Consider the following 4,225-nt stretch of genomic DNA (forward strand, 5'->3'; position numbering starts at 1 on the left):
GGGGGGGGGGAGCCGGTAGTAGCGGCGGTAGTCGCGGCTCCCGGGCCGTTCGCCGGTGCCGGCGTGCCGCAGGTCCGGCCGTCGGATGTCGGTGCGTGCCTGAGGCGGTACCCGTTCGAGCGCGGCGTCCCACAGGGGCGAGTTGTCGGTCCCGGTCTCCCACGGATGCTTGGTCACCGGCAGCCCGGCGCCGCCCCCGCGGGGTCCGTGCAGGTAGCCGTGCCAGCGCGCGAGCCGCGGGTACAGCCGTGCGAGGAAGCCCTCCCGCGCGGAACCGGCCGGGTCCGCGCAGTGCACCAGCCATGCGGCCCAGGCGTGCACCGGCGGCTGCACCAGCCCGGAGGTCGCCGCGCCCCAGAACCCCGCCCCGGGTGCGTAGTCGTCGTCACGACCGACGTCGTAGACGATCTGCGGCACCCGCCCGTCGGCCCACTGGGCGTCGAACAGGGTGACCAGCTCGGCCCGGGCTCGCGCCGGTGCGCGGTGTCGCGTCCCGATCGCGACGAACGCGGAGTCCCAGCTCCACTGGTGGGGGTACAGCCCGGTCGCCGGGACGGTGTGCCGGCCGGTCCAGTTGCTGTTCAGGACGCGGATGGCGGCGTCGGCCGCATCTTCCTCAAAGTCCTTGTGCATCTTTCGACAGTAGGCTAGACATAAGTGCCAGACCTACTCGCTCGACGACGAGGAGAAGTCATGCTCCGGCACCATCGCGCGGCTACGGCCCGCCTCACGATCGCGGCGGGCGCCGCCGTGGCAGTGGTCCTCACGCTCACCGCCTGCGGCAGCGGAGGCCCCGAGTCGGACGGGACGGTCACCGTCTGGACGGTCGAGACCCAGCCCGAGCGCCTCGCGATCCAGCAGGCCGCGGTGGACGCCTGGGCCGAGAACTCCGGTCTGGAGACCGAGCTGGTGCCGGTCGAGGAGGACCAGGTCTCCCAGCTCCTGTCCGCCGCGGCGCTCTCCGGCGAGGACATGCCCGACGTCGTCAACGCGATCAGCCCGGGGCTGGTCCGGTCCTTCGACCGGGACGGCTACCTCGACCGGGACGCGGCCGCCGAGGTGGTCGACGCGCTCGGGGCCGACACCTTCACGCCCGAGGCCCTGGAGCTGACCAGCGACGGCGACGAGCTGCTCGCCGTCCCGTCCGACGCGTGGCCGATGATGGTCTACTACCGCACCGACCTGTTCGAGGCGGCGGGCCTTGAGCCGCCTGCCACGTACGACGACCTGCGCGCCGCAGCCAAGGAGCTGTCGGCCGACGGGCGGTACGGGATCACGCTGTCCACGGACGCGGCCGAACCGTTCACGCAGCAGACGCTGGAGTTCCTGGCCCAGGGCAACGGCTGCGAGCTCGTGGACGACGCCGGGGAGGCCACCCTCGACAGCCCCGCGTGCACCGAGACGATCGACCTGTACGGGGCTCTGGCCGCCGACTTCTCGCCGGAGGGCTCGCAGGGCGTCGAGTCCACCCGTGCGTCGTACTTCGCCGGGCAGGCAGCCATGACCGTCTGGTCGTCTTTCCTGCTGGACGAGATGGCCGGCCTGCGGGAGGAGTTCACACCGTCTTGCGACGAGTGCGCGGACGACCCGGGCTGGCTCGCCGAGAACACCGGCGTGGTCCCCGTGGTGGAGGGGCCGTCGGCGGGCGACGACGGCGGGGACGCCGCCGGCTACGTCGAGCTCGTGTCCTGGGGCATCACCGACGGCGCGGACCCCGAGACGGCCGACTTCGTCCGGTACATGATGTCCGATGCGTACGTGGACTGGCTGGCCATGGCCCCCGAAGGCAAGGTCCCCGTCCGGACGGGCACGGCCGATAACCCGACCGAGTACACGGACGCGTGGTCCGGGCTGGAGATCGGCATCGACTCCCGGCAGACGTTCTCCGACGTCTGGCCCGCCGAGGTGACCGACACCCTCGCCGCCGCCCCGGCGTCCGCCGACCGCTGGGCCCTGCCGCAGGGGCAGGGTGCCATCCTGGGCCCGGTCACGAGCGAGCTGCCGCTCGCCAAGGCCGCGGCCGACCTCGGGTCGGGGAGCGTGGACGCCGCGCAGGCGCAGGCCGCCATGCAGGAAGCGGTGGCCGAGATCGCCGGCCGGGACTGACCCATGGCGCGGGTCAGAGAGCGTCGTCCCCGCCCGGGGCCGGGTGTGACGACCTCGAAGCTACGCGGGCGGGAGAGCCGCGACGGGATCACGCTCGTCGCGCCGGTGGTGCTGGTCGTGGCCGCGATCATCGTGGTGCCGATCGTCTGGACCGTGGTGCTGTCGTTCCAGGACGCGCGCTACGTGGACGTGGCACGCAACGGCCTGTTCAACGAGCTCACGCTCGACAACTACGCCGACGTGCTCACCGCGCCCGCCTTCTGGCGGGCGCTGGTCACCACGGTCCAGTACTCCGTGGCGACCACCGTCGGTTCGATCACCGTGGGCCTCGTGGCGGCGCTCGCGTTCCGGGACCGGTTCCGGTTCCGCGCGCCGCTGCGCGCCGTCATGCTCCTGCCGTACGTGGCGCCGGTCGTGGCCACCACGTTCGTGTGGCAGGTGGCGCTGAACCCGCAGTACGGCGTGGTCAACGCGTTCGGCACGCAGGTGCTCGGCTGGGAGCACCCGGTCAACTTCCTCTCGGCCGCGCCCACGGCGCTCGGCACCGTGATCGTCTACGACATCTGGCGGTACTTCCCGTTCGCCTTCCTCTTTCTCGGGGCGGCCCTGACGGGCCTCAGCAAGGAGATCGAGGAGGCCGCCGTGGTCGACGGCGCCACACCGCTGCAGAAGTTCTGGTTCGTGGTGCTGCCCCAGCTGCTGCCCACGATCGCCCTGCTGGTGCTGTTCCGCATGGTCATGGCCTTCAACGAGTTCGACGACGTCTACCTGCTCACCGGCGGCGCCGCCGGGACGCAGGTGGCCTCGGTGCGGGTGTTCGAGCAGCTCACCGGGTCGAGCGAAATCGGCGGCGCCAGCGCGACCGCCGCGGTGATGGCTGTGTTCCTGGGGGTCGCGCTGGCGATCTACCTGCGGCTCACGGCCCGGCAGCGGGAGGAGAACCGATGAGCGCCGTGTCCGTCCAGAGCAGCGTGCTGCGGGTGCTGCGCGTCGTCGTCATCGTCGCGCTCGTCGCGGCGACCGTGCTCCCGTTCGTGTACATGCTGAGCCTGAGCTTCGTGCGCATCGACGACCTGCTGCGGGACCCGTTGCGGGTGCTGCCCCAGCTCGACCGGATCACCACCGAGACCTACCGTGCGGTGCTGGCCTCCGAGGAGGACGGCGGGTACGGGTTCGGGCGCTTCATGCGAAACTCCGCCGTCGTCGCCGTGGCGGCGTCGGCGCTGACCGTGATGCTCGTGGTGCCGGCGTCCTACGCGCTCACCCGGCTGCGGTTCGCCGGGCGCTCGCAGGTCTCGTGGCTGTTCCTGGCCGTCTACCTCTTCCCGACGATCATCATCGCGGTGCCCGTGTTCGTCGGGTTCCAGGTGCTGGGCCTCGGTTCGTCACTGGTGGGGCTGGTCATCGCGTACATCGCGCTGACGGTGCCCGTCTCGGTGCACATGCTGCGCAACTACCTCGCGGGCATCCCCGAGTCGATCGACGAGGCGGCCGTGATCGACGGCGCCTCCCGGTTCCAGATCATGACCCGCATCACCGTGCCGCTCGCGATGCCGACCATCATGTCGACCGCGCTGTACTCGTTCATGATCGCCTGGAACGAGTTCCTGTTCGCGCTGCTGTTCCTGTCGGCCAAGCAGGACCTGTGGACGGTCTCCCTCGGCCTCACCCGCCTCGCGGACGGTCAGGAGGTGTCGAAGACGGTTCTCATGGCGGGCAGCGTGCTCCTCACCGTCCCGATCGTGATTTTGTATGGAGTGGCCGAGCGCGCCCTCACCGAGGGACTGACCGCGGGGGCCGACAAGGGCTGATCCGCCCGGCACGAGCGAGGGCTGGTCGGCCCGGGAAAGAACTGAGGAAGAACGTGGCAGCAGGCGCGGGCGAGATCCTGCAGCTCATCCGGAGCGGGCGGGCGACGACGCGCATCCAGGTGCTGGAGGCGACGGGCTTGTCCCGGGTCACCGTGGCGCAGCGCATGGACGCGCTGATGGCGGCGGGCATCGTCCGCGCCCAGGGGGACGCGGGCGCGACCGGCGGACGGCGCTCGGAGCGGTTCGTGTTCGACCCGGCCGACTCGCTGGTGCTCGTGGCCGCGCTGGAGCTCGGCGAGCCCGCGCCC

The 4,225-nt window shown here is 71.6% G+C and carries 5 protein-coding genes; 4 read left to right on the top strand and 1 reads right to left on the bottom strand.

Annotated features, from left to right (window positions below; genetic code table 11):
* On the bottom strand, positions 1-633 hold a 633-nt coding region (locus PROKR_RS34955; protein WP_425414895.1), incomplete at its 3' end, for an MGH1-like glycoside hydrolase domain-containing protein.
* Between the two features lie 60 nt (positions 634-693).
* On the opposite strand from PROKR_RS34955, the gene PROKR_RS14165 reads away from it, so the two are divergent.
* The 4 genes from PROKR_RS14165 to PROKR_RS34960 all read left to right on the top strand — a co-directional run.
* Positions 694-2,106, top strand: coding sequence for an ABC transporter substrate-binding protein (locus PROKR_RS14165; RefSeq protein WP_036964288.1), 1,413 nt, complete (start codon positions 694-696; stop codon positions 2,104-2,106).
* 45 nt (positions 2,107-2,151) lie between these two features.
* Positions 2,152-3,054 carry a carbohydrate ABC transporter permease gene (locus PROKR_RS14170; RefSeq protein WP_245605829.1) on the top strand — a complete coding sequence of 301 codons (903 nt, stop codon included), beginning with the start codon at positions 2,152-2,154 and terminating at the stop codon, positions 3,052-3,054.
* Positions 3,051-3,917 carry a carbohydrate ABC transporter permease gene (locus PROKR_RS14175; protein ID WP_036964290.1) on the top strand — a complete coding sequence of 289 codons (867 nt, stop codon included), beginning with the start codon at positions 3,051-3,053 and terminating at the stop codon, positions 3,915-3,917. The genes PROKR_RS14170 and PROKR_RS14175 overlap by 4 nt, the downstream gene beginning before the upstream one ends.
* 53 nt (positions 3,918-3,970) lie before the next feature.
* A partial coding sequence (locus PROKR_RS34960) for a winged helix-turn-helix transcriptional regulator (protein WP_036964291.1) occupies positions 3,971-4,225 on the top strand: 255 nt, incomplete at its 3' end.

The sequence above is a fragment of the Promicromonospora kroppenstedtii DSM 19349 genome, assembly GCF_000515355.1.
GTDB classification, from domain to species: domain Bacteria; phylum Actinomycetota; class Actinomycetes; order Actinomycetales; family Cellulomonadaceae; genus Promicromonospora; species Promicromonospora kroppenstedtii.

Excerpts from the sequence above, each read along its gene's own strand:
- PROKR_RS14165 (WP_036964288.1), top strand. The coding sequence starts at position 694 with ATGCTCCGGCACCATCGCGCGGCTACGGCCCGCCTCACGATCGCGGCG.
- PROKR_RS14175 (WP_036964290.1), top strand. The coding sequence starts at position 3,051 with ATGAGCGCCGTGTCCGTCCAGAGCAGCGTGCTGCGGGTGCTGCGCGTC.